The organism is Leifsonia sp. RAF41 (assembly GCF_052114085.1).
Taxonomy (GTDB): domain Bacteria; phylum Actinomycetota; class Actinomycetes; order Actinomycetales; family Microbacteriaceae; genus Leifsonia.
The window spans coordinates 2,629,471-2,655,561 of the sequence record NZ_JBFREB010000001.1 but is presented as its reverse complement, the minus strand read 5'-3'; the positions used below and the strand labels follow the sequence as shown (position 1 = coordinate 2,655,561).

Here is a 26,091-nt window from a genome sequence, read left to right as displayed (position 1 = left end):
CATGTTGATCCCACGCAGAGTCAAGCACCGCAAGCAGCACCACCCTGGCCGTAGCGGCCAGGCGACCGGTGGCACGAAGGTCTCCTTCGGCGAGTTCGGCATCCAGGCCTTGACCCCCGCTTATGTGACCAACCGTCAGATCGAGTCCGCTCGTATCGCCATGACGCGTCACATCAAGCGTGGCGGCAAGGTGTGGATCAACATCTACCCCGACCGTCCGCTCACGAAGAAGCCGGCCGAAACCCGCATGGGTTCCGGTAAGGGTTCACCCGAGTGGTGGGTCGCGAACGTCAAGCCGGGCCGGGTCCTCTTCGAGGTCTCCGGTGTCTCCGAGGAACTCGCTCGTGAGGCCATGACCCGTGCAATCCACAAGCTGCCCCTCAAGGCACGCATCATCAAGCGCGAGGAGGGCGACGCATAATGGCGATCGGTTCCAAGGAGCTTGCCTCGAGCGAGCTCGACACTTTCGAAGACGAGCGACTCGTCGACGAGCTGAAGAAGGCCAAGGAAGAGCTGTTCAACCTGCGCTTCCAGTCGGCCACCGGCCAGCTCGAGAGCCACGGCCGCCTGCGCGCCGTGAAGCGTGACATCGCTCGTATCTACACCGTGATCCGTGAGCGCGAGCTCGGGATCCGGGCGACCCCGGCCCCGGCCGAGGCCGCGCCCGCCAAGGAGAAGAAGACCCGTGCGAAGAAGGCGGCCCCGGCCGCCGAGACCGCCGAGGTCGACGCCACGAATGAGGAGGCCAAGTAATGGCTGAGACCACCAAGGCCACGGCCGCGGAGTCGACGGCCGACGAGGCCATCGTCCGCGGGTACCGCAAGGCCCGTCGCGGATACGTCGTCAGCGACAAGATGGAGAAGACCATCGTCGTCGAGGTCGAGGACCGCGTGAAGCACCCCCTGTACGGCAAGGTCATCCGCCGCACCTCCAAGGTGAAGGTGCACGACGAGAACAACGCCGCCGGTATCGGTGACCTCGTTCTCATCAACGAGACCCGACCCCTGAGCGCCAGCAAGCGGTGGCGTCTGGTGGAGATTCTGGAGAAGGCCAAGTGATTCAGCAGGAATCCCGACTCAAGGTCGCCGACAACACCGGCGCCAAGGAGCTCCTGGCGATCCGCGTGCTCGGCGGCTCCAGCCGTCGCTACGCCGGCCTCGGCGACGTCATCGTCGCCACGGTCAAGGACGCGATCCCGGGTGGAAATGTCAAGAAGGGCGACGTCGTCAAGGCGGTCGTCGTGCGTGTTCGCAAGAACACCCGCCGCCCCGACGGCTCGTACATCAAGTTCGACGAGAACGCCGCGGTCATCCTGAAGAACGACGGTGACCCCCGCGGTACCCGCATCTTCGGACCGGTCGGCCGCGAGCTCCGCGACAAGAAGTTCATGAAGATCATCTCGCTCGCACCGGAGGTGCTGTAACCCATGGCGAACATCAAGAAGGGCGACCTGGTCCAGGTCATCTCGGGCCGCTCGCAGGCTCGCGGTGGTGACCGTGGCAAGCAGGGTCGCGTCATCGAGGTTCTCGTCGAGCAGAACCGCGTCATCGTCGAGGGCGTCAACTTCGTGACGAAGCACGTGCGCGTCGGTCAGACGCAGCGTGGCACGAAGACCGGCGGCATCGAGACCCACGAGGCCTCGATCCACGTCTCCAACGTGGCGCTGGTCGACCCCGAGACCAAGAAGCCGACCCGCGTCGGTTTCCGCGAAGAGAGCGTCACGAAGGACGGCGTCACCAAGACGGTCCGCGTTCGCTACGCCAAGAAGTCTGGTAAGGACCTGTAATGACCGACACTGCAGTGGAGTCTGGCAAAATCCAGCCCCGCCTCAAGCAGAAGTACAAGAACGAGATCTCCCAGCAGCTCCTGGGTGACTTCGGTTTCACCAACGTGCACCAGGTGCCCGGTCTGGTGAAGATCGTCGTCAACATGGGTGTGGGCGAGGCGGCTCGTGACGGCAAGGTGATCGATGGCGCGGTCAACGACCTCACCCTCATCACCGGCCAGAAGCCGCAGGTCACGAAGGCCCGCAAGTCCATCGCGCAGTTCAAGCTGCGCGAGGGCCAGCCGATCGGCGCGCACGTCACGCTGCGCGGCGACCGCATGTGGGAGTTCCTCGACCGCCTGCTCTCGCTCGCCCTGCCCCGTATCCGCGACTTCCGCGGCCTCTCGGACAAGCAGTTCGACGGGAACGGCAACTACACGTTCGGTCTCACCGAGCAGTCGATGTTCCACGAGATCAACCAGGACCGCATCGACCGCGTCCGCGGCATGGACATCACTGTGGTGACCACTGCCAAGAACGACGAGGAGGGCCGCGCGCTGCTCAAGCAGCTCGGCTTCCCATTCCGTTCGAGCGACGCGGCCAACTAGGCCCACCTGCGGGCCGGCCGCCTTGGCCGGCCCGCTTCCACCACAGGTCGTCAGCCGTGAACGGCTGAACGAAACCTGGTGTCAGTAAGGAAAATCCCCATGACCATGACAGATCCGGTCGCAGACATGCTGACCAGACTGCGCAACGCGAACTCGGCTCACCACGACACCGTGTCGATGCCGCACTCGAAGCTCAAGGCCCACATCGCGGAGATCCTCACCAAAGAGGGCTACATCGCGGGCTGGGACGTCGCTGACGCGCGCGTCGGCAAGACGCTGACCCTGAACCTCAAGTTCGGTCCGAACCGCGAGCGTTCCATCGCCGGTATCAAGCGCGTGTCCAAGCCCGGTCTTCGTGTCTACGCGAAGTCCACGGAGCTCCCCACGGTGCTCGGCGGGCTCGGTGTCGCCATCCTGTCCACCTCCTCCGGTCTGCTCACGGACCGTCAGGCTGAGAAGAAGGGCGTGGGTGGGGAAGTCCTCGCCTACGTGTGGTAATCCGCCATGTCGCGTATTGGAAGACTGCCCATCGACGTCCCGACCGGGGTCGATGTGAAGATCGACGGCCAGGCCGTCACCGTCAAGGGTCCGAAGGGTGAGCTGAGCCTCACCGTCGCGAACCCGATCGAGGTCAAGCTCGAAGAGAACCAGGTCCTCGTGACCCGCCCGGATGACGAGCGCGCCTCGCGTTCGCTGCACGGTCTCACCCGCACCCTCATCAACAACCAGATCATCGGCGTCACCGAGGGCTACTCCAAGGGCCTCGAGATCGTCGGCACCGGTTACCGCGTCGTCCAGAAGGGTGCGGCCGTCGAGTTCGCGCTCGGCTTCTCGCACCCGGTGACCGTCGAGCCGCCGGTGGGCATCACGTTCACGGTCGAGGGCAACAACCGCCTCACCGTGGCCGGCATCGACAAGCAGACCGTCGGTGAGGTCGCCGCGAACATCCGCAAGATCCGCAAGCCCGAGCCGTACAAGGGCAAGGGTGTGCGCTACGCCGGCGAGGTCGTTCGTCGCAAGGCCGGAAAGGCTGGTAAGTAATCATGGCTCTGGGTACCAGAGGAAAGAGCAAGGCGGCCGCTCGCGACCGCCGTCACACCCGCCTTCGCAAGAAGATCGAGGGCACCGCGGTCCGTCCGCGCCTGGTCGTCACTCGTTCGGCCCGCCACGTCTTCGTGCAGGTCGTCGACGACGCAGAGGGCCGCACGCTGGCCTCGGCGTCGACCATGGAGTCGGACCTCCGCACCTTCGACGGTGACAAGACCGCCAAGGCCCGCAAGGTCGGCGAGCTCGTGGCCGAGCGCGCAAAGAGCGCGGGAGTCGACGCGGTCGTGTTCGACCGTGGAGGCAGCAAGTACGCAGGCCGTGTCGCCGCTGTCGCCGAGGGCGCTCGAGAGGGCGGACTGAACCTGTGAGCGACGAAAACAACAAGGAGCAGACCGTGGCCGAACCGGTAACGGACACCGCGCAGCCGGTCGAGACCGCTGCGTCCACCGACAACAACACCACCAGCCGTGGTGACCGCGAGCCCCGCCGTGGCGGACGCGAGCGCAACCAGGGCCGCGGCGAACGCGGCAGCCGTGACGCCGACAAGAGCCAGTTCCTGGAGCGCGTCGTCACCATCAACCGCGTCTCCAAGGTCGTGAAGGGTGGTCGTCGCTTCAGCTTCACCGCCCTCGTGGTCGTCGGTGACGGCAACGGTCTGGTGGGCGTCGGCTACGGCAAGGCCCGCGAGGTGCCACTGGCGATCTCCAAGGGCGTCGAGGAGGCGAAGAAGAACTTCTTCCGCGTCCCCCGCGTCGGAGTCACCATCCCGCACCCGGTGCAGGGCGAGGCCGCCGCTGGTGTGGTCCTCCTCCGTCCGGCCGCAGCAGGTACCGGTGTTATCGCCGGTGGTCCCGTGCGCGCCGTCCTGGAGTGCGCCGGCATCCACGACGTCCTGAGCAAGTCGCTCGGTTCGTCGAACACCATCAACATCGTGCACGCGACCGTCGAGGCGCTGAAGCAGCTCGAGGAGCCTCGTGCCGTCGCTGCGCGCCGTGGTCTCGACTACGACCAGGTGGCTCCGGCTCGCCTGCTGCGTGCCGAGGCTGAGGCGGCCGAGGCCGCCGCGACCGCGAAGGCAGGTGCCTGATGGCTGCGCGTCTGAAAATCACGCAGATCAAGTCCAAAGTGAGCGAGAAGCAGAACCAGCGCGACACCCTTCGCAGCCTGGGTCTGAAGCGCATCGGTGACGTCGTCGTTCGCGAGGACAACTCGCAGAACCGCGGGTACGTCAACACCGTCGCTCACCTGGTGAAGGTTGAGGAGATCGACTAATGGCTGACGAGAAGGCCACCACCGAGGCCGCCGAGAAGCCGGCCACGAAGAAGCCCGCGACCAAGGCCGCGAGCACGAAGGCAGCTGCCGACAAGCCGGCTGCCGCGAAGTCCAGCACCGCGAAGACCGCGGAGAAGACCAGCACCGCGAAGAAGGCTCCGGCCAAGAAGGCGACGGCTTCGGCCGCTGCCGACAAGGCCGCCGCCTCCTCGAAGGATGACACCGTGGCCGCAAAGCCGGCCGCCAAGTCCTCCGCCAAGAAGGACGTCGCTGCTCCCCGCGAGCAGGTCCTGAAGGTGCACCACCTCCGCCCCGCCGCCGGCTCCAAGAAGGAGCGGACCCGCGTCGGACGCGGTGAAGGCTCCAAGGGTAAGACGGCCGGTCGCGGTACCAAGGGAACCAAGGCGCGCTACCAGGTGCGTCCGGGCTTCCAGGGCGGCCAGCTTCCGCTGCACATGCGTGCGCCGAAGCTGCGCGGCTTCAAGAACCCGTTCCGGGTCGAGTACCAGGTCGTGAACCTGGAGAAGCTCGCCGAGCTGTACCCGTCCGGCGGTGACGTCACCGTCGCCGACCTCGTGCTCAAGGGCGCCGTTCGCAAGAACGAGAAGGTCAAGGTTCTCGGCAACGGGGACATTGCGGTTAAGCTGAACGTTGCGGTCGACAAGGTCTCCGGCTCTGCCGAGCAGAAGATCGTCGCCGCTGGTGGCTCTGTAAAGTAGTCATCCGCCGAGCAGCACAGTCGGGTGGCCGGGAGACCGGCCGCCCGACTGACTCTTAGGAAAGCAGGACGCACGTTTGTTTAGCGCCGTTGCGCGGATCTTCCGCACGCCAGATCTTCGCCGCAAGATCTTCTTCACGCTGGGCATCATCGCCCTGTTCCGCCTGGGATCGTTCATCCCGGCGCCGTTCGTCGACTTCGGCAACGTTCAGACCTGTCTGAACGCCAACCAGGACACCTCCGGCCTCTACTCGCTGGTGAACCTGTTCTCCGGCGGCGCCCTCCTCAAACTTTCGGTCTTCGCGCTGGGCATCATGCCCTACATCACCGCGTCGATCATCGTGCAGCTGCTGCGCGTGGTCATCCCGCGCTTCGAGACCCTCTACAAAGAGGGTCAGGCCGGTCAGGCCAAGCTGACGCAGTACACGCGCTACCTCACCATCGCGCTGGGCGTCCTCCAGTCGACGACCCTCATCACCGTCGCCCGCAGCGGCGCGCTGTTCGGGACCACCGCCGTCTCGCAGTGCACGCAGCTGATCACCGACGACTCCTGGTACGCGATCATGCTGATGGTCATCACGATGACCGCGGGAACCGGCCTCATCATGTGGATGGGCGAGCTCGTCACCGAGCGCGGTATCGGCAACGGCATGTCGCTCCTCATCTTCACCTCCATCGCCGCGCAGTTCCCGACCTCCCTCTGGGCGGTCGGCCAGTCGCAGGGCATCGAGATCCTTCTCGTCGTGATCGCCATCGGCTTGCTCATCGTCATGGGCGTGGTCTTCGTCGAACAGTCGCAGCGGCGCATCCCCGTGCAGTACGCCAAGCGGATGGTCGGGCGCCGGACGTACGGCGGTAACAACACGTACATCCCGATCAAGGTGAACATGGCCGGCGTCGTGCCCGTCATCTTCGCCTCGTCCCTGCTGTACCTGCCTGCCCTGATCGCGCAGTTCAACCAGCCGGCCGCGGGTAAGGCCCCGGCGCCGTGGGTGACCTGGATCACGAACTACCTGACCAAGGGCGACCACCCGCTCTACATGCTGCTGTACTTCCTCCTGATCGTGGGCTTCACGTACTTCTACGTGGCCATCACCTTCAACCCGGAGGAGGTCGCGGACAACATGAAGAAGTACGGCGGCTTCATCCCCGGCATCCGCGCTGGGCGCCCGACGGCGGAGTACCTCGACTACGTCCTCACGCGGGTGACGCTGCCCGGCTCGTTCTATCTGGGCTTCATCGCACTGATACCGCTTGTCGCCTTCGCCTTGATCGGGGCAAGCCAGAACTTCATGTTCGGTGGCACGTCCATCCTGATCATCGTCGGTGTCGGGCTGGAGACGGTCAAGCAGATCGACTCCCAGCTCCAGCAGCGGCATTACGAAGGGCTTCTGCGTTGACCCGAATGCTGATCGTCGGTCCCCCCGGAGCGGGCAAGGGTACGCAGGCCTCCCGCATCACCTCCACCTACGGGATCCCCGACATCTCCACGGGCGACATCTTCCGGGCCAACATCAAGAACGAGACCGAGCTCGGCAAGCAGGTCAAGGCGATCGTGGATGCGGGCGACTACGTCCCGGACAGCCTGACGAACCAGCTTGTCGCAGACCGGTTGCGCGAAGAGGATGCCGCTGGCGGCTTCCTCCTCGACGGTTACCCCCGGACGCTCGCGCAGGTCGACTATCTTGACCGGTTGCTGGCCGCAGACGGCGAGAAGCTCGGCGCAGTCATCCAGCTGACGGCCGACCAGGACGAGATCGTGCAGCGGCTCACCAAGCGCGCGCTCGAGCAGGGCCGGGCGGACGACTCGGAGGAGGCCATCCGGCACCGCCAGGAGGTCTACGTCCGTGAGACGTCCCCGCTGATCGAGGTCTACCGCGATCGCGGGTTGCTCGTTCCGGTCGACGGCCTGGGCGGAATGGACGAGGTCGCCGAACGCATCACGGCTGCCCTCGCCGAACGCGGCATCCACCCGGTGGCGGGCGCGCCCGCCGGCGGGTCCGTCGCTTAGCGGTTCCCGTTTCTCGATGAAACTGAAGCGCTCCATCTACAAGACCCCGGCCCAGCTACGCGACATGGTCGCTCCGGGGCTGGCTACGGCCGCGTCGCTCGACGCCGTCGCGGCTGCCGTTGCAGCGGGGGTCTCGACGCTCGAACTCGATGCCCTCGCTGAGCGCGCCATCATCGAGGCCGGTGGCGCCTCCAATTTCCAGCTGGAACCGGGATACCACCACACCATTTGCGCGTCGGTCAACGACGAGGTCGTGCACGGCATCCCCGGCTCGCGCATCCTGGAGCCCGGTGACATCCTCTCGGTCGACAGCGGCGCCATCCTGCACGGCTGGAACGGCGACGCGGCGCGCACCTTCGTGGTGCCCGACCCGGCGCACCCGGAGACGGTCGCCGATCGGCAGCGGCTCGCCACCGTGACGGAGCAGTCGCTCTGGCGCGGCATTGCGACGCTCGCCTCCGCGCGATACCTCAACGAGGTCGGGGAAGCGATCGAGGACTACATCCTCGCGCAGGGCGACTACGGCATCCTCACCGACTACATCGGCCACGGCATCGGCCGCCGGATGCACGAGGAGCCCCCGGTGTTCAATTACCGGGTGCGCGCGAAGGGCCCGGAGGTCAGGCCCGGACTCGTCGTCGCGATCGAGCCGATGGTGGTGATGGGCGACCAGGAGACGTATGTGAAGGACGACGGCTGGACCGTCGCCACCGAGGACGGCAGCGCGGCCGCGCACTGGGAGCACAGCGTCGCCGTGCACGCGGACGGCATCTGGGTGCTCACCGCGGAGGACGGCGGGTCAGCGGGCCTTGCCGCATTCGGTGTGACTCCGACGCCCATCCCGTGACCCGTTCGCTGACGGCGGGCGCAGATACTACACGCGGATTGGCGGAATCGCGCCGTTTCCCATAAGATAGATCCTTGGTGTCTTAGGCACGTTTCTGACGTGCCTTTCGCCGATCAACGCACGACCAGCAAACCACTACTTTTAGCGACAGTGAGGCTATGGCCAAAAAAGACGGTGTCATCGAGATCGAAGGATCCGTGATCGAAGCCCTGCCCAACGCGATGTTCCGCGTCGAGCTGACGAACGGTCACAAGGTTCTTGCCCACATCTCCGGCAAGATGCGCCAGCACTACATCCGTATCCTCCCCGAGGACCGCGTGATCGTGGAACTGAGCCCCTACGACCTGACCCGCGGCCGGATCGTCTACCGCTACAAGTAAAGGTCTGCTGTAAGTAACGGCCCCAGCCGACGGGTTGCCCCAGGCGAGGTACGAAGACAGCGAACAAAGGTAAAGAACACTTATGAAGGTCAACCCCTCCGTCAAGAGGATCTGCGACAAGTGCAAGGTCATCCGTCGCAACGGCCGCGTCATGGTCATCTGCGAGAACCCGCGCCACAAGCAGCGCCAGGGCTAATCGCAGTTCCCATAACCGAATAAAGAAAAACAGGCGATCCCAGATCCTGAGTCCGGAAACGGACGCGGGGGACACCCTCGGAGGAGGCCGGGGCACCGGGATCGCTGCAGACCTCCACTCATCACAGGAGAAGCCAACACATGGCACGTCTAGCAGGCGTCGACATCCCGCGCGAAAAGCGCGTGGAAGTCGCACTCACCTACATCTACGGAGTCGGCCGCACGCGTGCGCTGCAGACTCTGCGCGAGACCGAGATCTCGGGCGACATCCGCGTCAAGGATCTGTCCGACGACCAGCTCGTCGCGCTCCGCGACTACATCGAGGGCAACTTCAAGGTCGAGGGTGACCTCCGCCGTGAGGTCGCCGCCGACATCCGCCGCAAGGTCGAGATCGGCAGCTACGAGGGTATCCGCCACCGCAAGGGCCTCCCGGTCCGCGGCCAGCGCACCAAGACCAACGCGCGCACCCGCAAGGGACCGAAGCGCACCGTGGCCGGCAAGAAGAAGGCGCGCTAAGGCCTGCGGCCCCACGCTCTTAGGATTCAGGAGAAGAAATGGCAGCACCCAAGTCGGCCGCTCGCAAGCCGCGCAAAAAGGAAAAGAAGAACATCGCTGTGGGCCAGGCCCACATCAAGAGCACGTTCAACAACACGATCGTCTCGATCACCGACACCACCGGTGCGGTCATCAGCTGGGCCTCGTCCGGCGGCGTCGGGTTCAAGGGCTCCCGCAAGTCGACCCCGTTCGCGGCGCAGCTCGCCGCTGAGTCGGCGGCTCGTCAGGCGCAGGAGCACGGCATGAAGAAGGTCGACGTCTTCGTCAAGGGTCCGGGCTCGGGCCGCGAGACGGCGATCCGCTCGCTCCAGGCCGCCGGCCTCGAGGTGGGCTCGATCAACGACGTCACCCCGCAGGCGCACAACGGTTGCCGCCCGCCGAAGCGCCGTCGCGTCTAAGCAGTTCTCTCCGTTAAATTTTCGCGCAAGCGAGGGGCGGCGCCGGCTTCGCCGACGTCGTCCCTCACGCGCGACGCGAGTGTCATATAGCGGACACTCAGTCGAAAGGAAAATAAATAGTGCTCATTGCACAGCGTCCTACGCTCACCGAAGAGAACATCTCCGAGTTCCGCTCGCGGTTCGTCATCGAGCCGCTGGAGCCGGGCTTCGGCTACACCCTCGGCAACTCCCTGCGTCGCACCCTGCTCTCGTCGATCCCGGGCGCCGCTGTCACCAGCATCCGCATCGACGGCGTGCTGCACGAGTTCAGCACCGTGCCGGGTGTCAAGGAAGATGTCACCGAGATCATCCTGAACATCAAGGGCCTGGTCGTCTCGAGCGAGCACGACGAGCCGATCACCGCGTACCTCCGCAAGACGGGCTCCGGCCAGGTCACCGCGGCCGACATCTCGGCTCCGGCGGGCGTGGAGATCCACAACCCCGAGCTGGTCATCGCGACCCTCAACGACAAGGCGAAGTTCGAGGTCGAGCTGACCATCGAGCGTGGCCGCGGCTACGTCTCGGCCCAGCAGAACCGCAACGAGTACAGCGAGGCGGGCCAGATCCCGATCGACTCGATCTACTCGCCGGTGCTCAAGGTCACCTACCGCGTCGAGGCCACCCGTGCCGGCGAGCGCACCGACTTCGACCGCCTCGTGGTCGACGTCGAGACCAAGCCCGCGATCAGCCCGCGCGACGCGATCGCCTCGGCCGGCCGCACCCTGGTCGAGCTGTTCGGTCTGGCGCGTGAGCTCAACAGCGCCGCCGAGGGCATCGAGATCGGCCCGGCGCCGGTCGACGCCGTCCTCAGCTCCGAGCTGTCGATGCCGATCGAGGACCTCGACCTGTCGGTCCGCTCGTACAACTGCCTCAAGCGCGAGGGCATCAACACCGTGAGCGAGCTCGTCTCGCTGTCGGAGACGCAGCTCATGAACATCCGCAACTTCGGTCAGAAGTCGGTGGATGAGGTCAAGGACAAGCTGACGGAGATGGGCCTGTCGCTGAAGGACTCGGTTCCCGGGTTCGACGGCGCCCACTTCTACAGCGGGTACGACGAGGACGAGTCCACCACCATCTGAGGCCGTCATCCGACCTTCGCCATCAGACCTTTTACAACTGGAGATAACCGATCATGCCTAAGCCCACCAAGGGCCCCCGCCTCGGGGGCGGCCCGGCGCACGAGCGCCTCATGCTCGCCAACCTGGCTGCAGCGCTGTTCACCCACAAGAGCATCAAGACCACCGAGACGAAGGCCAAGCGCCTGCGTCCCGTGGCTGAGCGCCTGATCACGTTCGCGAAGCGCGGTGACCTGGCTGCACGCCGTCGCGTGCTCGCCGTCATCAGCGACAAGGCCGTGGTCCACGAGCTCTTCACCGAGATCGCGCCGCTGGTCGCCGAGCGTGAGGGCGGCTACACCCGCATCACGAAGCTCGGCTTCCGCAAGGGCGACAACGCATCCATGGTGCAGATCGAGCTCGTGCTCGAGCCCGTCACCCCGAAGGTGAAGTCGTCCAAGACCACCGCTGCCCCCAAGGCTGCGCCGGTCGAGGAGACCGCGGCCCCCGCCGAGGAGACTCCGGTCGAGGAGGCCAGCACCGAGACCACCGCCGCGGAGGCAGTTGTCGCGGAGGACGCGACGGCTGACGCCGACGCTGCCGGTGAGTCCGACGCCGAGACCGAGACGGAGAAGGCGTAACACCCTTCCTCGCACGCCCGAAGGCCCCGCATCCTTTCGATGCGGGGCCTTCGTCGTGTCCGTCGCCGTCTTCTAAAGTGAGAGGCATGACCTCGACCGACGACGCCTCCCTGCCGCCGCTCCGGGACCGCGTGACCGCGCCTCCGACGTACCGTCCACAGCACGCGGAGATCGCCGTGTGGCGCCCGGCGACGGCCGATGACGTGGACGCCGTGTACGAGGTGTACCGCGCCATCGACGCCGCCGATCACCCGAACTACCTGACCACCCGCGAGGAGGTGGAGGAGGAGCTCGCCTACAGCTTCGTGGAGCTGGAGGCGGACACCCTTCTCGCGGTCTCCGGCGAGGGACGTGTGGTGGCCGTCGGGGTGGTCATGGAGCCGCCGCGGCAGGAGACCCTGGTCCGCGAGTTCATGAACGGGGGCGTCCATCCCGACGTCCGGGGGAGGGGAATCGGACGCGAGCTGCTCACCTGGCAACGAGCGAGGGGCGAGCAGAAGCTCGCGGCGTCGGAGAAACGTCTGCCGGGCTGGCTCGTCGGTTACGCGGACCGCCGCGCCGAGGGGCGGCGCCGGCTGCTCGAGGCCGGTGGGTTCGAGGTGGCGCGGTACTTCCAGACCATGGAGCGCGACCTGGCCGACCCCATCCCCGCCGTCTCTCCGACCGGCGACGTGCGTATCGAGCCGTACCGGCCGGAGCTGGCGGATGCCGTGCACCTCGCGCGGGACGAGGCTTTCCGCGACCACTGGGGCAGTCAGCCGCTGTCGGACGAGCAGTTCACCGGGCTCACCTCCGGCACGTTCGTCGCCGACCTGTCCTTCGTCGCCCTGGTCGACGGCGTGGTGGCGGGTGTCCTGCTGACCGACGTGAGCCAGGAGGACTGGGCAGGTCAGGGCTTCTCGAGCTCCTACGTGTCGACCGTGGCCGTCACGCGACCCTACCGGGGCCGCCGGATCGCGCCCACCCTTTTGCGCGCCGTACTCGAGGCGTCGGCCGCGCGCGGTCTGGACAAGGTGGTTCTGGATGTGGACGCCGAGAACCCGACCGGGGCGCTCGGCCTCTACACCGGCATGGGCTTCGTCACGGCTCAGTCGGAGACGGGTCTGGTCCGTGCCTACTGACGGGCAGCCGACGCGACGGTACCGCCTCGACATCGCCTACCAGGGCACCGACTTCAACGGCTGGGGGCGACAGCCCGGCCTCCGCACCGTCCAGGGGGCGCTGGAGGATGCGCTCGCGACGATCTTCCGCCGGGCCGGCGACCCACCGGTCCTGACGGTGGCGGGACGGACCGACGCGGGCGTCCACGCCGTCGGACAGGTCGCGCACGTCGACCTGTCGCCGGCGCAGGAGGCGGTGCTGCGCAAGCCGCACGGTATGCGTCAACCGCTTTCCGCGGAGGAGGCGCTCGCGCGGCGGCTCAACGGCATCCTGGGTCCGGTCTCCGACGTCGTCGTGCTCGCCGCCGCCGTCGCGCCGGACGGATTCGACGCACGCTTCTCGGCGCTGTGGCGGCACTACGAATATCGCGTCGCCGATCGCACAGCGTTCCGCGACCCGCTTCAGCGACACCGCACGGCGTGGGTGTCGTCGGACCTCGATGTCGCGGCGATGGACATGGCCGCTCACGGATTGCTCGGCCTGCACGACTTCGCCAGCTACTGCAAGGCGCGGGAGGGGGCGACGACCATCCGTACCCTGCAGGCGTTCTCCTGGCGTCAGGATGCGGACGGCGTTCTGGTCGCGGATCTCACTGCGGATGCCTTCTGCCACAGCATGGTCCGTGCGCTGGTGGGCGCCTGCGTCGAGGTGGGAGAGGGCAAGCTCGGTGCCGGCGACCTCGTGGCGCTCCGCGACGAGCGGCGCCGGACCAGCGCGTTCAAGGTCATGCCGGCGCGCGGGCTCACCCTCCTCGAGGTGGGATACCCCGAAGGGGCCGAGCTCGCGCTGCGCGCGGAACGGACCCGGGCGATGCGCGAACTGTAGCCGGTTTGACCGGGGTGGCGACGTCCCGTACGATTGATCTTTGGTGTCCGCGCCTTCTGCGGCGTGACATACGAACGTGAGCCCTCCACCGGCCCGGTTCCCTCCTGAGGGAGGCGAACCCCCACGGAGCGGGATTCACGAACACCTCCGTTCGAGACAGAAAGCAGCCACTACTGTGACGCGCACGTATTCCCCGAAGGCAGACGAGATCCAGCGAGACTGGGTCGTCATCGACGCGACCGACGTCGTGCTCGGCCGTCTTGCCAGCCACACCGCCGCCCTCCTGCGCGGCAAGCACAAGCCGACCTTCGCTCCGCACATGGACAGTGGTGACTTCGTCATCATCATCAACGCGGAGAAGGTCGCGCTGACCGGTCAGAAGCTCCTCCAGAAGAAGGCCTACCGCCACTCGGGCTACCCGGGCGGCCTCAAGGCCACCACCTACTCGGAGCTCCTCGAGAAGAACCCGGTCCGCGCCGTCGAGAAGGCCGTCCGCGGCATGCTCCCGAAGAACTCCATCGGTCGCGCCCAGCTCCGCAAGCTGAAGGTCTACACCGGAAGCGAGCACCCGCACGCCGCCCAGCAGCCGAAGCCGTACACGCTCGGCCAGGTCGCACAGTAGTTCGCGACGACGACGACTTTCACGACTTAGAGACAAAGGATTATCACCACCGTGGCGAAGATCGCAGACAGCATCGAGTCGGCCCAGGCCGACAACGTCGAGTCCTACTCGACCGAGACCCCGGCAACCGAGGCCCCCGCGGCCCCGCGCGCCGTCCTCTCCGTTCCCGGAGCGGCCGTCGGCCGCCGCAAGGAGGCCATCGCGCGCGTGCGCCTGGTCCCGGGTTCCGGCACCATCACGGTCAACGGCCGTGAGTTCGCCGACTACTTCCCGAACAAGCTGCACCAGCAGCTGATCAACGACCCGTTCAAGGTGCTCGACCTGCTCGGGGCCTACGATGTCATCGGCAAGATTACCGGCGGTGGCCCCTCCGGCCAGGCGGGCGCCCTGCGCCTCGCCATCGCGCGCGCTCTCAATGAGATCGACCGCGAGAACAACCGCGCGACTCTGAAGAAGGCCGGGTTCCTCACCCGTGACGCTCGCGTCACCGAGCGCAAGAAGGCCGGTCTCAAGAAGGCCCGCAAGGCGTCGCAGTTCTCCAAGCGCTAACGCTTACGAGCGTTTAGGCTTCGGTCCATGCCTCGTCTATTCGGTACCGACGGCGTTCGCGGTCTCGCAAACGGAAGTCTCACCGCGGACTTGGCGCTCGGCCTTGCGCAGTCAGCTGCTGCTGTACTGACGCAAGGCCGTAGCGCCGAGGCGCGGCGGGCCGCCGGTAAGCGCCCGAAGGCCATTGTCGCCCGCGACCCGCGCGTCTCGGGCGAGTTCCTCTCCGCCGCGGTGGCGGCCGGGCTCGCGAGCTCCGGCATCGACGTGTACGACGCGGGAGTCATCCCCACGCCGGCCACGGCCTTCCTAATCGCCGACTTCGACGCAGACTTCGGTGTGATGGTCTCCGCCTCGCACAATCCTGCTCCCGATAACGGGATCAAGATCTTCGCCCGGGGAGGCACCAAGCTTCCCGACGTTGTCGAAGATCGCATCGAGCAGCATCTCGAACTCGACAAGCTGACTCCGACAGGGGCCGGCGTCGGCCGCATCCGCCGCTTCGCGGACGCCGAGGACCGCTACGTCCTCCACCTGCTGGGCAGCCTCCCGCACCGCCTCGACGGCATCCATGTCGTGCTGGACTGCGCGCACGGCGCGGCGGCGGGCATCTCGCCGGAGGTCTTCACGGACGCCGGTGCCCGCGTGACCGTCATCGGCGATGCGCCGGACGGCATGAACATCAACGACGGCGTCGGGTCGACGCACCTCGACAACCTGGCCAAGGCCGTCCTCGCCGCGGGCGCCGATGTGGGCATCGCCCACGACGGCGACGCGGACCGTTGCCTGGCCGTCGACGCCGAAGGCAACATCGTCGACGGCGACCAGATCATGGCGATTCTCGCGGTCGGCATGAAGCAGCGCGGCAAGCTCCGCGACGACACGCTGGTTGCCACCGTGATGAGCAACCTCGGCCTCAAGCTCGCCATGCGCGATCACGGCATCCGCGTCGTCGAGACCGCTGTCGGCGACCGCTACGTGCTCGAAGAGATGAACGAGCACGAGTTCTCCCTCGGAGGCGAGCAGTCCGGACACGTCATCATGCGCGAGTTCGCGACGACGGGTGACGGCATCCTGACCGGTCTCCACCTCCTCAGCGAGATGGCGCGCCAGGGCAAGTCCCTGGCCGAGCTGGCCACGGTGATGACGATCTACCCGCAGGTGATGATTAACGTGAAGAACGTCGACCACCACGGCGTCCACTCCGACGAGCAGCTGCTCACGGCGGTGCAGACGGCGGAGAACGCCCTCGGCGACAGCGGCCGCGTGCTCCTGCGCCCCTCCGGCACTGAGCCGTTGGTGCGCGTGATGGTGGAGGCCGCCGACCATGTCACCGCCGAGCGTCTCGCCAACGAATTGGCCGATGTGGTGCGGGAGCGTCTGGCGCTCTGACGGAGCCCGACCGATCGCGGGCGGTCAGCGGGTTTCGTGCGCGCGCCGGGCGGCGATGAATTCGGCAACCGAGTAGGCGCGCGAGCGGTCCGGGAGCATGTCGCTGCCGTACAGACCGCGGAGCAGGTCGGCGGGATCGACGTTGAGTGCGGTCGCGAGCCGGACGATCGTGTGCAACTCGGAGTTGGCCTCGCCGCGCTCGACCCGCCCGTAGTTGGTGACGTGCATGTCGGCCAGGTTGGCGATGTCCTCCTGGCTCATGCCGAGGGCGATGCGCGCCTCGCGTACCCGCTGTCCGAAGACTTCGGCGGCGCGGGAGCGTGGTGTTGCCATACCTCATGCCTACGCGACCACCGCATCCACGGCCAGAGCTTGACAGCCTCTCGCATCTGAGCGCCGGGTCTAAAGACCCTACAGCTTACGCAGGAGCACCGAGCTGACGGCGTGATTGTCGTCCTTGCGCAGGACGAGCTTCGCGCGCGACCGCGTCGGGCGGATGTTCTGCAGGAGGTTCGGCTCGTTGATGCGGGACCAGATGGTCGCTGCGCGCTCGCGGGCCTGATCCTCGGTGAGTTCGGCATACCGGTGGAAGTAGGACTTCGGGTTGGCGAAGGCCCCGCGCTGGAGCTTGAGGAAACGCTCCTCGTACCAGCGGGCGATGTCGCGCGTGCGCGCATCCACGTAGACGCTGAAGTCGAACAGGTCGCTGACGGCGAGACGGTTGCCGCCGCCGGCCGGCTGCAGCACGTTGAGCCCCTCGACGATGAGGACGTCCGGGCGGCGCACCACGATCTCCGCGTCCGGCACGATGTCGTAGCTCAGGTGCGAATAGAACGGCGCGCGCACCTCGGGGGCGCCGCTCTTCACCGCCGTCACGAACCGCAGCAGCGCCTTGCGGTCGTACGACTCGGGGAAGCCCTTGCGCTCCATCAGGCCCAGTCGCTCCAACTCGGCGTTGGGGTGCAGGAACCCGTCGGTGGTGACCAGCTCGACGCGCGGGGTGTCATCCCAACGCGAGAGCAGCTCCCGCAGCAGGCGCGCGATGGTCGACTTGCCGACCGCGACGGACCCCGCGACGCCGATGACGAAGGGAGTGCGCGCAGCGCGCTCGCCGAGGAAGTCGCTGGTGACGTGGTGGAGCTGCTTCGCGCCGCCGACGTAGAGGTTCAGAAGGCGGCTGAGCGGGAGGTAGACCTCCTCGACCTCGCGCATGTCGAGCGGATCGCCGAGACCGCGGAGCTGGACGATCTCCGTCTCCAGCAGCGGGAGGCGCGTGTTCTGCGCCAGTTCCGCCCAGTCGGCCCGGCCCAGTTCGACGAAGGGGGTGGAGTCGCCGTTCGAGAGCATAGGACCCCAAGTCTAGGGGGGCGCTCACAGCGAGGCCCCACCCAAGCCCACGATAGACTCGACCCCATGTGTGGAATCGTGGGGTACGTCGGTACTGACAAGAGCCTCGAGGTGCTGCTTGGCGGCCTGAAGCGCCTGGAGTACCGCGGCTACGACTCGGCCGGCATCGCCGTGATCGGCCCGGACGGCGCGCTCGGGACCGCGAAGAAGGCGGGCAAGCTGGCGGTCCTCACCGAGGACCTGCAGGAGAACCCCATCCCGAACGGCCAGACCGGCATCGGGCACACCCGCTGGGCGACGCACGGCGGTCCGACGGACGTGAACGCGCACCCGCACCTGGGCGACGAGGGTCGCCTCGCCGTCATCCACAACGGCATCATCGAGAACTTCTCGACCCTGAAGGACGAACTGCTGGCAGACGGCTTCGCCTTCGAGTCGGAGACCGACACCGAGGTCGCCGCCGTCCTCCTCGGCCGCGAGTACCGTCGCACCGGCGACCTTCCTGAGGCGTTCCAGGCGGTCGTGTCGCGTCTGGAGGGCGCGTTCACGCTGCTGGCGATGCACCAGGATCAGCCGCACGTCGTCGTCGGCGCGCGCCGCAACTCCCCGCTGGTGATCGGGCTGGGCGAGGGCGAGAACTTCCTCGGCTCCGACGTGGCCGCGTTCGTCGAGCACACGCGCCGCGCCATGGCCATCGGCCAGGACCAGATCGTCACCATCACGCCCGACAGCGTCACGGTGACCGACTTCACCGGTACGCCGGTCGAGGTCGAGCCGTTCGAGGTGGCGTGGGACGCCTCCGCCGCCGAGAAGGGCGGGTGGTCCTCCTTCATGGCGAAGGAGATCGCCGAGGAGCCGGACGCCGTCGCCAACACTCTGCGCGGCCGCCTCGTCGACGACACTGTGCACATCCCCGAGCTCGACGCGCTGGGCGACGAGTACTTCGCCGGGATCGACCGGGTCACGATCATCGCGTGCGGCACCGCCGCCTATGCGGGGCTCGTCGGCAGCTACGCGATCGAGAAGTGGGCCCGCGTGCCCGTCACCGTCGAGCTCAGCCACGAGTTCCGGTACCGCGAGCCGGTGCTCACCGAGGGCACGCTCGTCATCTCGATCAGCCAGTCGGGCGAGACGATGGACACGCTCATGGCGGTCAAGTACGCCCGTGAGGCCGGCGCCAAGGCGATCTCCATCTGCAACACGCAGGGTGCGACCATCCCGCGCGAGTCGGACGCGGCGCTCTACACCCACGCTGGTCCCGAAGTCGCTGTCGCGTCGACGAAGGCCTTCGTGGCCCAGATCACCGCGCTGTACCTCTTCGGTCTGCACCTGGCGCGCGTGCGCGGCACGCTGTCCGCCGCTCACCAGCGCGACGCGATCGCCGAGCTGAACGCCGTGCCCGAGAAGATCGCGACTGTGCTGGAGTCGCACGCCGAGATCGCTCAGCTGGCCAAGTGGATGTCGGACACCCGGTCGGTGCTGTTCCTCGGCCGCCACGTCGGTTACCCCATCGCGCTGGAGGGTGCGCTGAAGCTCAAGGAGCTCGCGTACATTCACGCCGAGGGCTTCGCGGCCGGTGAGCTGAAGCACGGCCCGATCGCGCTGATCGAGCCCGGCCAGCCCGTCTTCGTCGTCGTGCCGAGCCCGCGCTGGTCGGACGAGCTGCACAAGAAGGTCGTCTCCAACATCCAGGAGATCCGAGCCCGCGGCGCCCGCGTCATCGCGATCGCCGAGGCCGGTGACGCCGCCGTGCTGCCGTTCGCCGACGAGGTCATCCGCATCCCGCTGGCCGCCCCGTTGTTCGAGCCGCTGCTGGCCGTCGTGCCGCTGCAGATCTTCGCGATGGAGCTGTCCGCCGCCAAGGGTCTCGACGTCGACCAGCCGCGCAACCTGGCCAAGTCCGTCACCGTGGAGTGATGCCGTGATCTCCGGCATCGGGGTCGACGTGGTCGATCTCGCCCGCTTCGAACGGTCGATCGTGCGCACGCCGAAGCTGCGGGACCGTCTCTTCACGGAGGCGGAGCGGTTGCTGCCGGTGCACTCGCTCGCGGCACGTTTCGCGGCGAAGGAGGCGCTGATCAAGGCGCTCGGCGGCTCGGAGGGCGTGCGCTGGCACGACATGGAGATCGTCCCCGATGAGGAGAGGAACCCCGGCTTCGTGCTGCACAACGTGGTCGAGGCGCAGGTGCGTGAACGCGGAATCGTGCGCATCCACGTATCCATGACGCACGATGCGGGCGTGGCCACGGCATTCGTGGTGACGGAGTGCGCGCCGTGACGGCGGTGTTCCGGGAGCGGGTCGTCGATCTGGATGCGGTGACAGCCAACGTCATCCGCTTGCGCGAGCTGGTGGGCACGCCGCACGTGATGGCGGTCGTCAAGGCGGATGCCTACGGCCACGGTGCCGTCGAGAGCGCGCGAGCAGCCCTCGCCGGCGGCGCGGACTGGCTGGGGGTCGCCGAGGTCGCCGAGGGCTTGGAGCTTCGAGAGGCGGGGATCACCGCCCCCGTGCTGGCCTGGCTGCATGACCCGGACGAGGACTTCGAGGCCGCCGCCCGCGCCGGCCTCGATCTGGGCCTGTCGTCCCTCGAGCAGCTGGAGACGGCGGCCCGAGCCGGACGCGGTGACCGGCCGGTCTTCGTCCATGTGAAGGTCGAGACCGGGCTGAGCCGCAACGGCGTCGCCGAGGCCGACTGGGATGCGGTGTTCGCCCGGGCACGCGAGCTGGAGGCGAGCGGCGACGTGGTCGTGCGCGGTGTCTTCTCGCACCTGTCGAACGCGTCACTGGAGGACGACCGGGCCGCTCTCGCCGTCTTCGAGAGCGCGCTCGCTCGGGCGCGCGCCGCCGGCCTCGCGCCGGAGCTGCGGCATATCGCCGCCAGCGCCGCGGCGCTCACGCTGCCGGAGTCGCGGTACGACCTGGTGCGGCTGGGCATCGCCGTCTATGGGCTGTCGCCGTTCGGCGGTGGGTCCGGGGCGGAGTACGGTCTGCGCCCGGCGATGACCCTCCGCGGGCGTGTCGCGGCGGTGCGCCGGGTTCCCGCCGGAAAGGGTGTCTCGTACGACTACACGTACCGCACCGCGGGGGAGACGACGCTCGCGCTGGTCCCGCTCGGGTACGCCGAGGGTATTCCGAGGCACGCATCCAATCGGGGTCCGGTGTCGATCGCAGGCCACGCCTTCCGGATCAGCGGCCGGGTTGCGATGGACCAGTTCGTGGTGGATGTGGGCGACCTGGATGTGCGGGTCGGCGACGAGGTCGTGCTGTTCGGCGACCCCGCGACCGGCGTCCCCGGCGCGGACGACTGGGCGGCCGCGGCCGACACCATCAACTACGAGATCGTCACGCGGCTCGGCGGCCGGCTGAAGCGGACCTTCGTCGGGGGCGCCCAGTGAGCGCAGCCCTGCGGCTTCCGTCGACCCGGCGGGTGGCCACGGCCGACGAGATGCACGCGCTCGGGCGAGAGCTCGCCGCCGAACTGCGCGCCGGCGACCTCGTGGTCCTGTCCGGCCCGCTCGGCGCAGGCAAGACCACCCTGACCCGGGGCATCGGCGAGGGGATGGACGTGCGCGGCCCGGTGACGAGCCCCACTTTCGTGCTCGCGCGGACGCATCCCCACCTCTCCGGCGGTGTACCGCTGGTGCACGTCGACGCCTACCGGCTGTCGAGCGCCCTCGAGCTCGACGACCTCGACATCGACTTCGCGCGCTCGGTCGTCGTGGTGGAGTGGGGCAGCGGGATGCTCGACGGCGTCGCGGAGTCGTGGCTGGAGGTCGCGATCGAGCGGCCGACGGGCGCGAACGAGTCCGCCGCACACCCCAGCGCCGACTCCGCCGCCGCAGCTGTCGCCGCAGCTGACGTCGACGAGGTCGATGAGCCGCGCACCGTCACCATCACCGGCTTCGGACCGCGCTGGGCGCAGGGCGCCGACGTCGCCGATCCCGCCTAGGCTGGACGCATGCTCCTCGCCATCGACACGTCCGCCGGCACCAGCGTGGCGGTGGTCGACCGGGATGCCGGCGTGCTCTCCGAGATCATCGAGACCGACACCATGCGGCATGCTGAGGTGATCGGCACGCTCATCGACGAGGCGCTCACCGTCGCCGGCGTCGAGGTCCGGGCGCTGTCCGGGGTGGTCTCCGGCATGGGCCCCGGGCCGTTCACGGGCCTCCGGGTCGGGATCGCCGCGGCGAAAGCCTTCGCGATCGGGGCGGGTAAGCCGCTGGTGCCGGTCGTCAGTCATGACGCCGTCGCCTACGACCGCTACGCGTCCGGGTACGCCGGTCCGCTGCTGGTCGTGACGGATGCCCGCCGCCGCGAGCGCTACTGGACCGCTTACTCGGGCGCCGACGATCTGGGCCTGCCGATCCGTCTCGACGGGCCAGGGCTCGCGAAGCCTGACGAGCTGCCGCATCCGGACCTGGTGCGGGTCGAGACCGACGTCGTCCCGGCCGGGCGACTCGGGATGCTCGCCGAGCTGCGCTTCGCCAACGGGCTGCCGATGGACCGCGACGAGGCGCTCTACCTGCGCTCGCCCGACGTGACGCTCTCCGCCGGACCGAAGCGGGTGACGGCGTGAGCGCCTACGAACTGCGGCGCGCGAATCCCGACGATGTCCCGGCGATCATGGCGCTGGAGCGCTCGATCTTCCTCACCGACGCCTGGTCGGAGCGTTCGATGCTCTCGGAGGTGACGGGCGAGCACGGCTACTACCTCGTCGCGTTCGAGCCGGACACGCCGGAGCGGATCGATGCCTACGCCGGGCTTCTGGCTCCACGCGGGGGAGGCGATGGCGACATCCAGACGATCGCGGTCGCGCCGCATGCCCGCCGCCACGGCCTCGGTCGCACGTTGATGCTGGCGATGATCGCAGAGGCGCGCCGCCGCGGAGCCCGGGAGGTGTTCCTGGAGGTCCGCGCGGATAACCCGGGAGCGCAGACGCTCTACCAGCAGCTCGGTTTCGAGGAGATCGGGGTGCGCCCCAAGTACTACCAGCCGGACGGTGTGGATGCGGTCGTCATGCGCCTCACCGTCCCGACCCCGGAGACCACGATCGCATGAATCGAGCCACTTCTGCCGATCAGGGTCCGCTGGTGCTGGGCATCGAGACCTCCTGCGACGAGACCGGCATCGGCATCGTCCGCGGCACCACACTGCTCGCCAACACGATCGCGTCGTCGATGGAGGAGCACGCCCGCTACGGCGGCGTCGTCCCCGAGGTCGCGGCGAGGGCCCATCTGGAGGCGCTGGAGCCGACGCTGCGCACGGCCATCGCGGACGCGGGCATCGAGCTGGCCGACGTGGATGCGATCGCTGTCACGAGCGGACCCGGCCTGTCGGGCGCGCTCATGGTGGGGGTGGGCGCGGCGAAGGCGCTCGCCGTATCCCTCGGCAAGCCGCTGTACGCTGTCAATCACCTCGTCGGGCACGTCGGAGCGGACCTGCTCGATGCCGCAGGCGGTCCGGGACACCCGGTCGAGTTGCCCACCATCGCCCTGCTCGTGTCGGGTGGTCACACCTCGCTCCTGCTGGTCCGCGATCTGGTGTCGGATGTGGAGCTGCTCGGCGAGACCATCGACGATGCGGCCGGCGAGGCCTTCGACAAGGTGGCCCGAGTGCTCGGGCTGCCGTATCCCGGCGGGCCGCAGATCGACCGGGTGGCAGCGGATGGCGATCCCCGGGCGATCCGGTTCCCGCGCGGTCTCACCCGCCCGAAAGACCTCGAGCAGCACCGCTACGACTTCTCCTTCTCGGGGCTCAAGACGGCGGTGGCGCGCTGGGTCGAACAGCGCCAGGACGCCGGTGAGGAGGTGCCGGTGGCGGATGTCGCGGCGTCGTTCCGGGAGGCCGTGGTCGATGTCCTGATCACGAAGGCGCTGGCCGCCTGCCGCGAACACGCCGTCCCTCGGTTGCTGCTCGGCGGCGGTGTGGTCGCGAACGCGCGGGTGCGCCAGGTCGCGGTGCAGCGCGCCGCGGAGGCGGGAGTCGCCCTCCGCATCCCGGCCCTGTCGCTGTGCACCGACAACGGCGCGATGATCGCGGCACTGGGTGCGCAACTGATCATGGCGGAGCACGAACCGAGCGAGCTGACGTTCTCGGCGGACTCCACGCTCCCCGTCACGGAGATTCAGGTCACCGGCTGACATCGTGCGTTGACACTCCCGCTGGGGCCCTGCCACCATGGAACTGATCCAGCGTTCTCTCAGGAAATGAGCTTCCGAGCGAGGCGCCGACCAGCTTCCACAATGAAGGAGATGGGTCCCATGACCGATCCGAACGCCCCCACCGACCCGGTGGACCCCAACACGCAGAACGGCTCGGTCCCTCCGGTCCCTCCGGTCCCACCCGCGCCGCCCGCGGGCGACACCGGCGTGGTCCCGCCGCCCGCTCCGGATTACGGTCAGCAGCCGCCGCCTCCCGGATACGGCCAGCAGCCGCCGGCGCCGGGTTACGGGCAGCAGCCGTACGGCGGGCAGCCGGGCCAGCAGCCGTACGGGCAGCAGCCGTACGGGCAGCAGCCGGGGCAGCAGCCGTACGGCCAGCCGGCCTACGGACAGCCGGCCTACGGACAGCCGGCACCCGGCTACGCCCAGCCCTACGGGCAGCCGGCCGCCAAGTCGCCGATCCTGAGCATCCTCTCGCTCGTCGGCGGCATCGTCGGCATCGTCCTGAACCTGGCCTGGGGCATCGGCTTCCTGTTCGGCATCGCCGCGATCGTGCTGGGCTTCATCGGCAAGAACAAGGAGCCGCAGGCCCGCGGATTCTGGCTGACCGGAATCATCCTCGGTTTCGTCAGCATCGCGATCGCGATCATCTACTGGATCTTCCTCGCGATCCTCTTCGCCAGCTTCGCGAACAACATCCCGAGCAACTACTGAGGCGACGGTCGGGCGGCCCTACAGTCGCTCGGCGAGGAGTGCGGTGTGCCGCCCGGCCACCCTGGTGAGGACCAGGGTCGCCGGGCGGTCGCCGTTCAGGCCGAGGCGTCGGCGCAGGGCGGCGGGGTCGACATCCACGCCGCGCTTCTTGATCTCCAGCGTGCCGATACCGCGCTGGCGCAGCGCCTTCTTCAGGTCCTTCTCCGCATAAGGCAGCGCTTCGAGGATGCGGAAACCGGCCGCGAAGGGCGTCTCCACGGCGGCGTCGGCGGTGATGTACGCGATCTGGTCCGACATCATCCGGCCGTCGATCCGTCGCGCGAGGTCGCCGATCAGGCGGGCACGGATGACAGCCCCGTCCGGCTCGTACAGGTACTCGCCGAGGGGACCGGTCTCCTCGTCCACGCTGTCCGACTCGGCCGTGAGTTCGTCCGCCTGGTCGCCGCGCAACACGAGCGCGGCCCGGCGGATGCCCGGGCGGGCGAGGGCGCCAAACCAGAGCCCGAGCTCGACCACCTGGCCGTCGGCCGAGATCCACTGGGCCTCGGCCGTCGAGGGGATGAGGTCGCGGTCGAAACCGGGGCCGAGCTTGAGGCCCACGGAGCGGCCCGTCGCCAGTTCGTAGGCGAAGCCGAGCGACGGGGTGTAATCGTCGGGGTCGACGAGCCGCTCGGTCTGAGCGTGCCCGGCGGTCCGGCGGGCCGGGTCGAGGAAGACGCCGTCGATCGCTCGCAGGTCGACATCCTCGGCCCTGCGCTGCTCGACGGTGGCGGTGGGGAACGGTGCCAGGTTGAAGGATGCGATGGCCGCCGTGACCTCGTCGGCGTCGACGGCGGTCACGTCGATCTCCAGCGCGGCGAGGGCGAGCGCGTCGCCTCCGATGCCGCAGCCGAGGTCGGCGACCCGGCGGATTCCGGCGGCGCGGAACCGGCCGGCATGTCGTGCGGCGACCGGCAGGCGCGTCGCCTGCTCGAGGCCGGCCTCGGTGAACAGCATGCTGGAGGCGAACTCCCCGAACTTGGCCTGCGCCTTTCGCCGGAGTTTGGACTGGGTCAGCACCGCGGCGACGAGCGCGGGGGAGTGGCCCTGCTTGCGAAGGTCGCTGACGATCCGCAGCACGTCCTGCTCGCTGTTGTAGGGCGGCAACGAGTCGAGAAGACGGAGCCCTTCCGGGCTGAGCAGCGCGACAAGCTCCGATCGTTCCATGACGTCCACGCTACCTTTCCGCGACGTCGGTGCCTTTCCGCGGGTGCCTGGCACTCACGTTGCGTGACTGCTAATCCACCCCCTAGACTCGGGTTAGCACTCTCACTGCGAGGTTGCTAATCAGTCTTGTTCTTCACAGGAAAGGGGTCAACGTGTCGGTCTCCATCAAGCCGCTCGAGGATCGCATCGTCATCAAGCAGGTCGAGGCTGAGCAGACCACTGCTTCCGGTCTGGTCATTCCCGACACCGCCAAGGAGAAGCCCCAGGAGGGCGAGGTCGTAGCGGTGGGCCCGGGTCGCATCGACGACAACGGCAACCGCGTTCCCCTCGATGTCGCCGTCGGCGACAAGGTCATCTACTCCAAGTACGGTGGCACCGAGGTCAAGTTCGGCGGCGAGGACTACCTCGTCCTGTCGGCCCGCGACGTTCTCGCGGTCGTCGTCCGCTGACGCATCCTTCTTCCGACGGCCCGGCTGCCCTGTGCAGCCGGGCCGTCGTGGTTTCCCGTCCCGCCCGTCTGTGGTTTGCGCCAATTCGCGGTTATGGACGACGCATAACCGCGAATTGGCGCAAATCGCAACC

The 26,091-nt window shown here is 68.0% G+C and carries 38 protein-coding genes; 35 read left to right on the top strand and 3 right to left on the bottom strand.

The window, feature by feature from the left end; all coding sequences use genetic code 11:
- Nucleotide 1 precedes the first annotated feature (1 nt).
- The 26 genes from rplP to glmM all read left to right on the top strand — a co-directional run bounded on the left by rplP (nt 2) and on the right by glmM (nt 16,077).
- On the top strand, nt 2-421 hold the full coding sequence (rplP, locus tag AB4Y74_RS12895) for a 50S ribosomal protein L16 (RefSeq protein WP_055894786.1): 420 nt from the start codon (nt 2-4) through the stop codon (nt 419-421).
- Nucleotides 421-753 carry a 50S ribosomal protein L29 gene (gene rpmC / locus AB4Y74_RS12890; RefSeq protein ID WP_441799462.1) on the top strand — a complete coding sequence of 111 codons (333 nt, stop codon included), beginning with the start codon at nt 421-423 and terminating at the stop codon, nt 751-753. The genes rplP and rpmC overlap by 1 nt, the downstream gene beginning before the upstream one ends.
- The gene (gene rpsQ / locus AB4Y74_RS12885; RefSeq protein ID WP_441799461.1) at nt 753-1,058 is read left to right on the top strand and encodes a 30S ribosomal protein S17; all 306 of its coding nucleotides are present in this window, start codon (nt 753-755) and stop codon (nt 1,056-1,058) included. Before rpmC ends, rpsQ begins: the two co-directional genes overlap by 1 nt.
- Entirely contained in the window at nt 1,055-1,423 is a 369-nt protein-coding gene (rplN, locus tag AB4Y74_RS12880; RefSeq protein WP_018191958.1) for a 50S ribosomal protein L14, read from the top strand. The genes rpsQ and rplN overlap by 4 nt, the downstream gene beginning before the upstream one ends.
- 3 nt (nt 1,424-1,426) lie before the next feature.
- Nucleotides 1,427-1,786: a 50S ribosomal protein L24 gene (rplX, locus tag AB4Y74_RS12875; protein ID WP_374009690.1), complete on the top strand. Its 360-nt coding sequence runs from the start codon at nt 1,427-1,429 to the stop codon at nt 1,784-1,786.
- A complete protein-coding gene (gene rplE / locus AB4Y74_RS12870) occupies nt 1,786-2,373 on the top strand; it encodes a 50S ribosomal protein L5 (protein ID WP_441799460.1) in 588 nt (195 codons plus the stop codon). Before rplX ends, rplE begins: the two co-directional genes overlap by 1 nt.
- A gap of 99 nt (nt 2,374-2,472) precedes the next feature.
- Entirely contained in the window at nt 2,473-2,871 is a 399-nt protein-coding gene (rpsH, locus tag AB4Y74_RS12865) for a 30S ribosomal protein S8 (RefSeq protein ID WP_441799459.1), read from the top strand.
- A 6-nt stretch (nt 2,872-2,877) separates the two neighbouring features.
- The gene (gene rplF, locus AB4Y74_RS12860; protein WP_441799458.1) at nt 2,878-3,414 is read left to right on the top strand and encodes a 50S ribosomal protein L6; all 537 of its coding nucleotides are present in this window, start codon (nt 2,878-2,880) and stop codon (nt 3,412-3,414) included.
- A 2-nt stretch (nt 3,415-3,416) separates the two neighbouring features.
- Entirely contained in the window at nt 3,417-3,788 is a 372-nt protein-coding gene (rplR, locus tag AB4Y74_RS12855; protein WP_325517352.1) for a 50S ribosomal protein L18, read from the top strand.
- Nucleotides 3,789-3,814: 26 nt separating this feature from the next.
- Nucleotides 3,815-4,507: a 30S ribosomal protein S5 gene (rpsE, locus tag AB4Y74_RS12850; RefSeq protein WP_441799457.1), complete on the top strand. Its 693-nt coding sequence runs from the start codon at nt 3,815-3,817 to the stop codon at nt 4,505-4,507.
- Nucleotides 4,507-4,692, top strand: a complete 186-nt coding sequence (gene rpmD, locus AB4Y74_RS12845; protein ID WP_055894815.1) for a 50S ribosomal protein L30 — start codon at nt 4,507-4,509, stop codon at nt 4,690-4,692. Before rpsE ends, rpmD begins: the two co-directional genes overlap by 1 nt.
- Nucleotides 4,692-5,411, top strand: coding sequence for a 50S ribosomal protein L15 (gene rplO / locus AB4Y74_RS12840; RefSeq protein ID WP_441799456.1), 720 nt, complete (start codon nt 4,692-4,694; stop codon nt 5,409-5,411). Before rpmD ends, rplO begins: the two co-directional genes overlap by 1 nt.
- A gap of 76 nt (nt 5,412-5,487) precedes the next feature.
- Nucleotides 5,488-6,810 carry a preprotein translocase subunit SecY gene (gene secY, locus AB4Y74_RS12835; protein ID WP_441799455.1) on the top strand — a complete coding sequence of 441 codons (1,323 nt, stop codon included), beginning with the start codon at nt 5,488-5,490 and terminating at the stop codon, nt 6,808-6,810.
- On the top strand, nt 6,807-7,421 hold the full coding sequence (locus AB4Y74_RS12830; protein WP_441799454.1) for an adenylate kinase: 615 nt from the start codon (nt 6,807-6,809) through the stop codon (nt 7,419-7,421). Before secY ends, AB4Y74_RS12830 begins: the two co-directional genes overlap by 4 nt.
- Nucleotides 7,422-7,437: 16 nt before the next feature.
- Nucleotides 7,438-8,268, top strand: a complete 831-nt coding sequence (gene map / locus AB4Y74_RS12825; RefSeq protein WP_441799453.1) for a type I methionyl aminopeptidase — start codon at nt 7,438-7,440, stop codon at nt 8,266-8,268.
- Nucleotides 8,269-8,426: 158 nt separating this feature from the next.
- Nucleotides 8,427-8,648, top strand: a complete 222-nt coding sequence (gene infA, locus AB4Y74_RS12820; protein ID WP_011186713.1) for a translation initiation factor IF-1 — start codon at nt 8,427-8,429, stop codon at nt 8,646-8,648.
- Between the two features lie 82 nt (nt 8,649-8,730).
- Nucleotides 8,731-8,844 (top strand): 50S ribosomal protein L36, encoded by a 114-nt coding sequence (gene rpmJ / locus AB4Y74_RS12815; RefSeq protein ID WP_018191946.1) that lies wholly within the window; start codon nt 8,731-8,733, stop codon nt 8,842-8,844.
- A 140-nt stretch (nt 8,845-8,984) separates the two neighbouring features.
- Nucleotides 8,985-9,359 carry a 30S ribosomal protein S13 gene (rpsM, locus tag AB4Y74_RS12810; RefSeq protein ID WP_441799452.1) on the top strand — a complete coding sequence of 125 codons (375 nt, stop codon included), beginning with the start codon at nt 8,985-8,987 and terminating at the stop codon, nt 9,357-9,359.
- 38 nt (nt 9,360-9,397) lie between these two features.
- Nucleotides 9,398-9,796 carry a 30S ribosomal protein S11 gene (rpsK, locus tag AB4Y74_RS12805; RefSeq protein ID WP_018191944.1) on the top strand — a complete coding sequence of 133 codons (399 nt, stop codon included), beginning with the start codon at nt 9,398-9,400 and terminating at the stop codon, nt 9,794-9,796.
- Nucleotides 9,797-9,915: 119 nt separating this feature from the next.
- Nucleotides 9,916-10,914, top strand: coding sequence for a DNA-directed RNA polymerase subunit alpha (locus AB4Y74_RS12800; RefSeq protein ID WP_441799451.1), 999 nt, complete (start codon nt 9,916-9,918; stop codon nt 10,912-10,914).
- A gap of 53 nt (nt 10,915-10,967) precedes the next feature.
- The gene (rplQ, locus tag AB4Y74_RS12795) at nt 10,968-11,531 is read left to right on the top strand and encodes a 50S ribosomal protein L17 (protein ID WP_441799450.1); all 564 of its coding nucleotides are present in this window, start codon (nt 10,968-10,970) and stop codon (nt 11,529-11,531) included.
- An 86-nt stretch (nt 11,532-11,617) separates the two neighbouring features.
- On the top strand, nt 11,618-12,652 hold the full coding sequence (locus AB4Y74_RS12790; protein ID WP_441799449.1) for a GNAT family N-acetyltransferase: 1,035 nt from the start codon (nt 11,618-11,620) through the stop codon (nt 12,650-12,652).
- Nucleotides 12,642-13,517 (top strand): tRNA pseudouridine(38-40) synthase TruA, encoded by an 876-nt coding sequence (gene truA / locus AB4Y74_RS12785; RefSeq protein WP_441799448.1) that lies wholly within the window; start codon nt 12,642-12,644, stop codon nt 13,515-13,517. The genes AB4Y74_RS12790 and truA overlap by 11 nt, the downstream gene beginning before the upstream one ends.
- Before the next feature lie 175 nt (nt 13,518-13,692).
- Nucleotides 13,693-14,139: a 50S ribosomal protein L13 gene (gene rplM / locus AB4Y74_RS12780; RefSeq protein ID WP_441786532.1), complete on the top strand. Its 447-nt coding sequence runs from the start codon at nt 13,693-13,695 to the stop codon at nt 14,137-14,139.
- A 51-nt stretch (nt 14,140-14,190) separates the two neighbouring features.
- A complete protein-coding gene (gene rpsI / locus AB4Y74_RS12775; RefSeq protein ID WP_441799447.1) occupies nt 14,191-14,688 on the top strand; it encodes a 30S ribosomal protein S9 in 498 nt (165 codons plus the stop codon).
- Nucleotides 14,689-14,715: 27 nt separating this feature from the next.
- On the top strand, nt 14,716-16,077 hold the full coding sequence (gene glmM / locus AB4Y74_RS12770) for a phosphoglucosamine mutase (protein WP_441799446.1): 1,362 nt from the start codon (nt 14,716-14,718) through the stop codon (nt 16,075-16,077).
- Nucleotides 16,078-16,101: 24 nt separating this feature from the next.
- Here the strand turns inward: glmM and AB4Y74_RS12765 are convergent, their stop codons facing one another.
- On the bottom strand, nt 16,102-16,410 hold the full coding sequence (locus AB4Y74_RS12765; RefSeq protein WP_441799445.1) for a helix-turn-helix domain-containing protein: 309 nt from the start codon (nt 16,408-16,410) through the stop codon (nt 16,102-16,104).
- A gap of 78 nt (nt 16,411-16,488) precedes the next feature.
- Nucleotides 16,489-17,424, bottom strand: coding sequence for a type I pantothenate kinase (coaA, locus tag AB4Y74_RS12760; protein WP_441799444.1), 936 nt, complete (start codon nt 17,422-17,424; stop codon nt 16,489-16,491).
- A gap of 66 nt (nt 17,425-17,490) precedes the next feature.
- Between coaA and glmS the strand changes: the two genes are divergently transcribed.
- From glmS to AB4Y74_RS12720, 8 genes are all read left to right on the top strand, one after another.
- Nucleotides 17,491-19,341, top strand: a complete 1,851-nt coding sequence (gene glmS / locus AB4Y74_RS12755; protein WP_441799443.1) for a glutamine--fructose-6-phosphate transaminase (isomerizing) — start codon at nt 17,491-17,493, stop codon at nt 19,339-19,341.
- Nucleotides 19,342-19,345: 4 nt separating this feature from the next.
- Nucleotides 19,346-19,702, top strand: coding sequence for a holo-ACP synthase (locus tag AB4Y74_RS12750; RefSeq protein ID WP_441799442.1), 357 nt, complete (start codon nt 19,346-19,348; stop codon nt 19,700-19,702).
- Complete coding sequence (gene alr / locus AB4Y74_RS12745) at nt 19,690-20,820, top strand: alanine racemase (protein ID WP_441799441.1); 1,131 nt, start codon at nt 19,690-19,692, stop codon at nt 20,818-20,820. The genes AB4Y74_RS12750 and alr overlap by 13 nt, the downstream gene beginning before the upstream one ends.
- Nucleotides 20,817-21,374, top strand: a complete 558-nt coding sequence (gene tsaE / locus AB4Y74_RS12740; protein WP_441799440.1) for a tRNA (adenosine(37)-N6)-threonylcarbamoyltransferase complex ATPase subunit type 1 TsaE — start codon at nt 20,817-20,819, stop codon at nt 21,372-21,374. The genes alr and tsaE overlap by 4 nt, the downstream gene beginning before the upstream one ends.
- Nucleotides 21,375-21,383: 9 nt before the next feature.
- A complete protein-coding gene (tsaB, locus tag AB4Y74_RS12735) occupies nt 21,384-22,004 on the top strand; it encodes a tRNA (adenosine(37)-N6)-threonylcarbamoyltransferase complex dimerization subunit type 1 TsaB (RefSeq protein ID WP_441799439.1) in 621 nt (206 codons plus the stop codon).
- A 47-nt stretch (nt 22,005-22,051) separates the two neighbouring features.
- A complete protein-coding gene (gene rimI, locus AB4Y74_RS12730) occupies nt 22,052-22,486 on the top strand; it encodes a ribosomal protein S18-alanine N-acetyltransferase (RefSeq protein WP_441800453.1) in 435 nt (144 codons plus the stop codon).
- Nucleotides 22,483-23,568 carry a tRNA (adenosine(37)-N6)-threonylcarbamoyltransferase complex transferase subunit TsaD gene (gene tsaD, locus AB4Y74_RS12725; RefSeq protein ID WP_441799438.1) on the top strand — a complete coding sequence of 362 codons (1,086 nt, stop codon included), beginning with the start codon at nt 22,483-22,485 and terminating at the stop codon, nt 23,566-23,568. The genes rimI and tsaD overlap by 4 nt, the downstream gene beginning before the upstream one ends.
- Nucleotides 23,569-23,688: 120 nt before the next feature.
- A complete protein-coding gene (locus AB4Y74_RS12720; protein ID WP_441799437.1) occupies nt 23,689-24,303 on the top strand; it encodes a DUF4190 domain-containing protein in 615 nt (204 codons plus the stop codon).
- An 18-nt stretch (nt 24,304-24,321) separates the two neighbouring features.
- On the opposite strand, the gene AB4Y74_RS12715 is transcribed toward AB4Y74_RS12720, so the two are convergent.
- Entirely contained in the window at nt 24,322-25,509 is a 1,188-nt protein-coding gene (locus AB4Y74_RS12715) for a THUMP-like domain-containing protein (protein ID WP_441799436.1), read from the bottom strand.
- A 152-nt stretch (nt 25,510-25,661) separates the two neighbouring features.
- Between AB4Y74_RS12715 and groES the strand changes: the two genes are divergently transcribed.
- The gene (gene groES / locus AB4Y74_RS12710) at nt 25,662-25,958 is read left to right on the top strand and encodes a co-chaperone GroES (protein WP_055894868.1); all 297 of its coding nucleotides are present in this window, start codon (nt 25,662-25,664) and stop codon (nt 25,956-25,958) included.
- The last annotated feature ends 133 nt before the right edge of the window (nt 25,959-26,091 follow it).

Coding starts and splice junctions, on each gene's coding strand:
- rplP (WP_055894786.1), top strand. CDS start 2: ATGTTGATCCCACGCAGAGTCAAGCACCGCAAGCAGCACCACCCTGGC.
- rpmC (WP_441799462.1), top strand. CDS start 421: ATGGCGATCGGTTCCAAGGAGCTTGCCTCGAGCGAGCTCGACACTTTC.
- rpsQ (WP_441799461.1), top strand. CDS start 753: ATGGCTGAGACCACCAAGGCCACGGCCGCGGAGTCGACGGCCGACGAG.
- rplX (WP_374009690.1), top strand. CDS start 1,427: ATGGCGAACATCAAGAAGGGCGACCTGGTCCAGGTCATCTCGGGCCGC.
- rplE (WP_441799460.1), top strand. CDS start 1,786: ATGACCGACACTGCAGTGGAGTCTGGCAAAATCCAGCCCCGCCTCAAG.
- rpsH (WP_441799459.1), top strand. CDS start 2,473: ATGACCATGACAGATCCGGTCGCAGACATGCTGACCAGACTGCGCAAC.
- rplF (WP_441799458.1), top strand. CDS start 2,878: ATGTCGCGTATTGGAAGACTGCCCATCGACGTCCCGACCGGGGTCGAT.
- rplR (WP_325517352.1), top strand. CDS start 3,417: ATGGCTCTGGGTACCAGAGGAAAGAGCAAGGCGGCCGCTCGCGACCGC.
- rpmD (WP_055894815.1), top strand. CDS start 4,507: ATGGCTGCGCGTCTGAAAATCACGCAGATCAAGTCCAAAGTGAGCGAG.
- rplO (WP_441799456.1), top strand. CDS start 4,692: ATGGCTGACGAGAAGGCCACCACCGAGGCCGCCGAGAAGCCGGCCACG.
- map (WP_441799453.1), top strand. CDS start 7,438: ATGAAACTGAAGCGCTCCATCTACAAGACCCCGGCCCAGCTACGCGAC.
- infA (WP_011186713.1), top strand. CDS start 8,427: ATGGCCAAAAAAGACGGTGTCATCGAGATCGAAGGATCCGTGATCGAA.
- rpmJ (WP_018191946.1), top strand. CDS start 8,731: ATGAAGGTCAACCCCTCCGTCAAGAGGATCTGCGACAAGTGCAAGGTC.
- rpsM (WP_441799452.1), top strand. CDS start 8,985: ATGGCACGTCTAGCAGGCGTCGACATCCCGCGCGAAAAGCGCGTGGAA.
- rpsK (WP_018191944.1), top strand. CDS start 9,398: ATGGCAGCACCCAAGTCGGCCGCTCGCAAGCCGCGCAAAAAGGAAAAG.
- rplQ (WP_441799450.1), top strand. CDS start 10,968: ATGCCTAAGCCCACCAAGGGCCCCCGCCTCGGGGGCGGCCCGGCGCAC.
- AB4Y74_RS12790 (WP_441799449.1), top strand. CDS start 11,618: ATGACCTCGACCGACGACGCCTCCCTGCCGCCGCTCCGGGACCGCGTG.
- glmM (WP_441799446.1), top strand. CDS start 14,716: ATGCCTCGTCTATTCGGTACCGACGGCGTTCGCGGTCTCGCAAACGGA.
- AB4Y74_RS12765 (WP_441799445.1), bottom strand. CDS start 16,410: ATGGCAACACCACGCTCCCGCGCCGCCGAAGTCTTCGGACAGCGGGTA.
- coaA (WP_441799444.1), bottom strand. CDS start 17,424: ATGCTCTCGAACGGCGACTCCACCCCCTTCGTCGAACTGGGCCGGGCC.
- glmS (WP_441799443.1), top strand. CDS start 17,491: ATGTGTGGAATCGTGGGGTACGTCGGTACTGACAAGAGCCTCGAGGTG.
- tsaB (WP_441799439.1), top strand. CDS start 21,384: ATGCTCCTCGCCATCGACACGTCCGCCGGCACCAGCGTGGCGGTGGTC.
- rimI (WP_441800453.1), top strand. CDS start 22,052: ATGGCGCTGGAGCGCTCGATCTTCCTCACCGACGCCTGGTCGGAGCGT.
- tsaD (WP_441799438.1), top strand. CDS start 22,483: ATGAATCGAGCCACTTCTGCCGATCAGGGTCCGCTGGTGCTGGGCATC.
- AB4Y74_RS12720 (WP_441799437.1), top strand. CDS start 23,689: ATGACCGATCCGAACGCCCCCACCGACCCGGTGGACCCCAACACGCAG.
- AB4Y74_RS12715 (WP_441799436.1), bottom strand. CDS start 25,509: ATGGAACGATCGGAGCTTGTCGCGCTGCTCAGCCCGGAAGGGCTCCGT.